At 68.2% G+C, this 5540-nt stretch carries 6 protein-coding genes; 1 reads left to right on the top strand and 5 read right to left on the bottom strand.

Annotated features, from left to right (window positions below; all coding sequences use genetic code 11):
- From ACFWF3_RS22215 to ACFWF3_RS22205, 3 genes are all read right to left on the bottom strand, one after another.
- A partial coding sequence (locus tag ACFWF3_RS22215; RefSeq protein ID WP_379315122.1) for an FAD binding domain-containing protein occupies window positions 1-950 on the bottom strand: 950 nt, incomplete at its 3' end.
- Window positions 947-1450: a 2Fe-2S iron-sulfur cluster-binding protein gene (locus ACFWF3_RS22210; RefSeq protein WP_379315121.1), complete on the bottom strand. Its 504-nt coding sequence runs from the start codon at window positions 1448-1450 to the stop codon at window positions 947-949. The genes ACFWF3_RS22210 and ACFWF3_RS22215, both read right to left, overlap by 4 nt.
- Window positions 1451-1644: 194 nt before the next feature.
- The gene (locus ACFWF3_RS22205; RefSeq protein ID WP_379315120.1) at window positions 1645-2883 is read right to left on the bottom strand and encodes an alpha/beta hydrolase family protein; all 1239 of its coding nucleotides are present in this window, start codon (window positions 2881-2883) and stop codon (window positions 1645-1647) included.
- A 184-nt stretch (window positions 2884-3067) separates the two neighbouring features.
- On the opposite strand from ACFWF3_RS22205, the gene ACFWF3_RS22200 reads away from it, so the two are divergent.
- Window positions 3068-3853: an alpha/beta fold hydrolase gene (locus tag ACFWF3_RS22200; protein ID WP_379315119.1), complete on the top strand. Its 786-nt coding sequence runs from the start codon at window positions 3068-3070 to the stop codon at window positions 3851-3853.
- A gap of 27 nt (window positions 3854-3880) precedes the next feature.
- On the opposite strand, the gene ACFWF3_RS22195 is transcribed toward ACFWF3_RS22200, so the two are convergent.
- Together ACFWF3_RS22195 and ACFWF3_RS22190 are read right to left on the bottom strand one after the other, a co-directional pair.
- Window positions 3881-4321 carry an anti-sigma factor antagonist gene (locus ACFWF3_RS22195; RefSeq protein WP_379315118.1) on the bottom strand — a complete coding sequence of 147 codons (441 nt, stop codon included), beginning with the start codon at window positions 4319-4321 and terminating at the stop codon, window positions 3881-3883.
- Window positions 4322-4469: 148 nt separating this feature from the next.
- The coding region (locus ACFWF3_RS22190; RefSeq protein WP_379315117.1) for a glutamate--cysteine ligase at window positions 4470-5540 on the bottom strand (1071 nt) is incomplete at its 5' end.

Here is a 5540-nt window from a genome sequence, read left to right as displayed (position 1 = left end):
GGCACATTGCGCGCCAAAGGGATCTTGAAACCGTTCTGACGCTGTGCGCGCGCGTCGGCGAGTTCGGCATCGGCCGCGGCGGCGAAGTTCTCCTCGGTGGCGGCCCGGCCACGCAGTCGGGCCTCGGCGGCGAATGCCCGCCATGGTTTGGCAGCGACACCGCCGAACGCGATCCGCACATCTCGCACGAGGCCGTCGGCGATGTCGACGGCGGCGGCCACCGACACCAGGGCGAATGCGAACGACGCACGATCGCGGACCTTGCGGTAGGTGGAGGTGCTCGCCCACTCGAGCGCGGGCAGGTCGACGGCGGTGATCAGGTCACCGTGGTCGAGGACCGTGTCCCGGTCGGGTTCGTCGCCGGGCAGTCGATAGAAGTCAGCCAGTGGGATCTCGCGCTCACCGACGGCGCCGAGCACCCGCACGACCGCACCCAGCCCGGCCATCGCCACCGCCATGTCGGAGGGATGGGTGGCGATGCACTGATCGGACGCGCCGAGGATGGCCTGGTCGCGATCGAACCCGCCGATCGCCGAGCATCCGCTGCCCGGTTCGCGCTTGTTGCACGGCACAGTCGAATCCTGGAAGTAGGGACATCTGGTGCGCTGCAACAGATTTCCGCCGGTGGTGGCGAGATTGCGCAACTGGGCCGACGCGCCCGCCAACAGTGCCGCCGACAGCATCGGGTACCGCGCCCGGATGGCCGGATGCGCGGCGAGATCGGCATTGCGCACCGCCGACCCGATGCGGACACCGCCGTCGGGCAGCGGGGTCACCTGATCGAACGGCAGTCCGCTGACATCGACGAGCTTGCCCGGCGCGATGATCCCGAGTTTGAGGTGATCGACGAGATTGGTTCCCGCACCGAGGAATACGGCGTCGGGGTCGGCGACTACCGCCGCTACCGCTTGCCCCGCATCAGTGGCGCGTTCGTAGGCGAACTCCCTCATCGAGCGACCTCCTGAATCGCCGCGACGATGTTCGGATACGCCCCGCAGCGACACAGATTGCCGCTCATTCGTTCCCGGATCTCGTCGGCGCTCAGCACGATCTCGCCCGTGGGGTCCGCCGTCACGTGACTCGGGGCGCCCGCCCGCACCTCGTCGAGCATGCCGACCGCCGAACAGATCTGGCCCGGCGTGCAGTAGCCGCACTGGAAGCCGTCGTGTTCGAGGAATGCTCGCTGGACCGGATGCAGATCGTCACCGTCGGCCAGTCCGTCGGCGGTGACGATTGTCGCCCCGTCGTGTGCGACGGCCAGCGCGAGGCACGACGTCGCCCGTCGGCCGTCCAGCAGGACAGTGCACGACCCGCACTGCCCGCGATCGCAGCCCTTCTTCGGGCTGGTGACGCCCAGCTGTTCACGCAGGGCATCCAACAGGGTGGTGCGGGTGTCGATGTCCACCACCCGCGTCCGCCCATCGACAGTCACCTTGATCCGAGCTCGCATCGAACGGCCTCTCGTCGTGGGACACCGACTCCGCACAGACCCTCCGGGCCCGCTACCAGCACGTACGCAACCACTGCGCGTACCTCGGCCACGCTACCAATCCGGCCGTGGGCCATCGTGGACCTCGACCACATCCGCCGTGGTTTCACCGGACATCACGACCGGCGGGATCACCGGGACGTGCGCGCTGCGAGTCAGCGGGCGAAGCGGGCGTTCACCCAGGCGAGCGCGTCGTCGTTGCTCGCGCCGAGGATGGCGCGGTGATCGACGCCGGGGTAGGTGCGGTATTCCACGGGTTGGCCGGTCAGCTGCTGCTGAGCGACCATGGCGTCGGTGCCGGCGGGCAGGACGACGGTGTCGGCCTTGCCCTGCAACACCAGCATCGGAGTGGTCAGCGCCAGCCCGCTGGGGTCGTTGCCGTCGAGAACTCGCACCAGCGCACTGGGATCGGCGTCGGCGGAGAACGTGTCACCCGCGCCGAGCCCGCCCCAGGAATCCCGCTCACGCAGCTGTCCGATGCAGCGGTCATCGGCCTGGCCCACCATCGAATCAGCTTCGGCGGTAAGAAATGCCGACGGATCGATGTCGGCGACGGTCTGGGCGCCACGGATGAACAACGGAATGAACGACACCGAGCCCGCCGGTGCGTCGACCTTCGCCGCGATGCCGGTTCGCCGGGCGAGGGCGAAAGCCTGCACGACCGGCCCCAGATGCGAGGCGGGTGCCATCGCCACCGCACCGAGCAAGCGCAACTGCGGCGCCCACTGCTGCGAGCGCGCGTTGGCGTAGACGGCGGCCTGACCACCCTGCGAATGCCCCATCGCCACCCAGCGAGTCCCGATCTCGGGCGCGATCACCCGCGCCGCCAGCGCCATGTCCGCGACCGCACGCTGCTCGGCCTCCCCGATCAGATACCCGTGCGGGCCCGGCGTACCCAAACCCTGATAGTCGGTCTGCGCCACCGCGTATCCGGCGGCGATCCATCGTGCCAGGGTCTCGCGCGTCAACGAGGTGTAGTCGTGAGCGGGGAACCCCGTGCCGGTGTCCCGCGACGGTGCGCACACATCGGCGGTGCCGGTGGTGCCGTGTGCCCAGGAGATCAGCGGCCAACCGCCGGGCGGCGGCGTTCCCTCGGGAACAGCGACCGTACCGGAGACGGCGACCGGCTGACCGTGCACATCCACCGACCGGTAGAGCACAAGGAAATTGCGCGCCCCAGGCAGTCCCGGCTCCCCGGCAATCGGCTGTGACGAGATCACCGATCCGTGCTCGCCCGCCACCGAATCCGGTGCCGGAGAATAGAATTCGAGACCGGCCGACGCGGGATCGGCGGAGGCGGCTGGGACCGCCGAAGCGCAGACGGCCAGCACCACCGCGACCGCCCGTGCACATCGACGCGCAACGATCGACGCCGACTCCGTGCCTGATCCCATCACCACTGAATCCTCCTGATTCGTCGCGTCGAACACGTTCCCGGTCGGGCCGCGGCGCAATATACCGCTCCGCTGGGCCGGGCTCCCGTGGCGCACCGATGAGTTTGCGGGGGCGACATCGTCGTAGTGGTAGACAGTGGATCGATCGGGATCCGCGCGCGCCGGGCACCGAAAGGAACGAGCTATGAGGATCGCTACGTCGAAAGATGGCACCGAACTCGCCTACGACGTGTCCGGTGACGGGCCCGCGCTGGTGTACATCACCGGCGCGACGTGCTTCCGGCGGTTTCGGCCGATCGCCGGCGACGTGCGGGTGTTCGCCACGCGCTTCACCGTCTACAACTACGACCGGCGCGGGCGCGGGGACAGCGGGGACCTACAGCCGTATGCGATCGAGCGGGAAGTCGACGACATCGAGGCGATGGTGGACGCCGCCGGCGGGCGCGCGATTCTCTACGGACATTCCTCGGGTGCCGCGCTGGCGCTCGAAGCGGCGGTACGGATGCCGGACAAGATCGACAGGGTCGTGATCTACGACGCCCCCTATGTGCACGACGAGACCGAACGGGCGTCCTACGCCGAGCTGGCCGCCACGGTGCGGGCGCTGCTCGACCAGGCGAAGAACGCGCGAGCGCTGAAGGCGTTTCTGCGCGGGATCGGGATGCCGGGCGCGTTCGTCGCGCTGCTGCCGCTGTTTCCCGGGTGGACAACGATGAAGGCCCTCGCCCCCACACTGATGTACGACATCGCGATCACCGAAACGCTGCCTCCGGTGCAACGGTTCGAGGAGATCCGGGTTCCCGTGAAAGTCGTTGTCGGGGAGAAGAACCCGACCGGGATGCATCAGGTGTCCCGGGAGCTCGCCGCGGCGATTCCCCAGGCGTCGCATCGGGTGCTCGCCGGGCAGGACCACATGGTCAGCGCCAAGGCGTTGCTGCCGATTCTCACCGACTCCGTTGCGAACGATTGAACCCGGGCCTGGGTTGCCTGCCCAGGTCTACGTCGTCGTCCACGACGCCGGGGGAATCGTTCGGGTGGACTGTGCGGGCGCGGCGGCCAAAGCCTCGGTTCGGCTCGGGTAGACGGGTAGCCACTCGGTGAGACCGGCCGCGACGATGATCCGGTTGGTGACCGACGGCACGGGATTGACCACACTCATCCGCAGCCGGCTCTGCTGGGCGCGGGTCGCCATGTCGAGGATCGCCCGGCAGGACATGAACGTCACGTCCCTGATGTCGATCACCAGATGGCCCGACTCGCCCTCCGCCGTGATGGCTGCGTCGAGAATGATGCGCCATCGAGGCAGGTTGCACGCGTCGATCTCGCCGTGCACATGCAGAACAGTGGCCGTGTGATGGAGGGTGACCTCCGTACGCAGTGCCGAGTCGGATTCATCGATCCGCGACGGTTGGTCGCCATGGCCGGAATGGGTGTTCACGAGTGCCCGATCCCTCGACACCGGCAGGCATACACACACACTGCCCCAGCCGGTCCTGGTGGCTCAAAATCGGCTGGTGATCCCATTTGAGCACGCCGAATCGATGGTGTCTGCGAATGTGATGGATCTGATGCGCGCGGCCTAGCGATCAGCGGCAGCCCTCGAGGGTGGCGTCGGCGAGTTCACCGATCACATCGGCGATCTCGCGTCGCCGGTTCATCGCCGCCAACTGACGGCGCGCGCCGTTTCCGCGCTCACCGAGCGCCCTGACCGCATCGGTGACGAAGTCGTGGTCACCACAACGATGCAATGCCGGCGCGATGTCCTCGACCAGCCCGGCCAGCAGGTCCTGGTGGGGAACGACGCGACCCGCGACGAGGTCGAGGCCGTTGCCGTCGAGCCCGGATCGCGCGGCGTTCCAATAGGCGGCGCGCAGGACTTCGCCGGGCACCGTGGGAGCGGGAATGTCCTGCGCGATCGCGTCGAGCGCGGTAGCGACGATTCCGCGGATGAGGGCGGCCAGCAAGGCGGATTCCTCGGCTGTCGCCGGGACATCGCTCACGCGGATCTCGACAGTCGGAAAGGATTCCGACGGGCGGACATCCCAATAGACCATCTTGTTGTCCAGGATGCTGCCGCTGGATCGCATCATCGCGACCATCGATTCGTAGTCACGCAGCGACGCGAAATACGGCGGCGGACCGGCGCTGGGCCACCGGCGCCACAAAATACTGCGCCAACTCGCGTAGCCGGTCTCGCTGCCGCGGTAGATCGCCGAATTCGCGGTCAAGGCGAGCAGTACCGGCAATCGTGGCCGGACATGATTGCTCACCAGCACCGCGGTTTCGCGGTCGGGCACCGCCACGTGCACGTGGCACCCGCACAGCCCCTGCTCGTGGGCGATCATGCCGAAAGAGTGCGCGATCCGCTGATAGCGCGGCGTATCGGTGACCGGGTATCCCTCGGGGACGGTCGGTGGAACCGCGACCGCCAGCAACCGGGTGCCGTGCTCGGCCGCGCATTCGGCCACCCGGCGCCGTGCGGTCCGCAACTCCGCCAGCAAGGCGCCGATCTCGGAGTGCACCGCGCTACTCGTCTCGACCTGACAGCTCGTCAGCTCCAGTTGCAGATCGATCCCGGCCTTCTTCGCCGTCTCGGCGACCAGCGTGTTCTTCGGCGCGGGCGCGCCGGACGCGGGATCGGTCAGCAGGAACTCTTC

This window comes from Nocardia sp. NPDC060220 (assembly GCF_042727815.1).
Taxonomy (GTDB): Bacteria; Actinomycetota; Actinomycetes; order Mycobacteriales; family Mycobacteriaceae; genus Nocardia.
The sequence above is the reverse complement of the archived record's forward strand: the minus strand, read 5'-3'. Positions and strand labels throughout refer to the sequence as shown.

What these genes read in the sequence shown, in the direction of transcription:
- ACFWF3_RS22210 (WP_379315121.1), bottom strand. Translation starts at nt 1,450, where the DNA reads ATGCGAGCTCGGATCAAGGTGACTGTCGATGGGCGGACGCGGGTGGTG.
- ACFWF3_RS22205 (WP_379315120.1), bottom strand. Translation starts at nt 2,883, where the DNA reads ATGGGATCAGGCACGGAGTCGGCGTCGATCGTTGCGCGTCGATGTGCA.
- ACFWF3_RS22200 (WP_379315119.1), top strand. Translation starts at nt 3,068, where the DNA reads ATGAGGATCGCTACGTCGAAAGATGGCACCGAACTCGCCTACGACGTG.